Origin of the sequence: Streptomyces sp. Ru72, assembly GCF_002920635.1 — a bacterium.
Taxonomy (GTDB): domain Bacteria; phylum Actinomycetota; class Actinomycetes; order Streptomycetales; family Streptomycetaceae; genus Streptomyces.
Genome location: NZ_PQSR01000270.1, coordinates 1 through 222, shown reverse-complemented (window position 1 = coordinate 222; position 222 = coordinate 1). Strand labels below are relative to the sequence as shown.

Genomic DNA, 222 nt, shown 5'->3' with positions numbered 1-222 from the left:
TACGATCTCCGCCAGTTCGTACGCCGGAACACGCCAGCGCCGCGAACCGCGGACCACCACGCACGGCTCGGTGGGCAGCGTGACGTGCGCGCGCACGGCCCGGCGCAGCACCTCCGCCATCCGCGCGTCACCCTTGATCATGGCGGCCGCCGCGTCGTCCGAGCCGCGCACCTCCACGTGCGCCACCAGGTCGTCCACCGTGGCCTGCTTGACCTCCAGCTC

At 73.0% G+C, this 222-nt stretch carries 1 pseudogene; it reads right to left on the bottom strand.

From position 1 onward, the window contains the following. Positions 1-222, bottom strand: a pseudogene (locus C3488_RS39865) (AAA family ATPase); the annotation flags it as partial.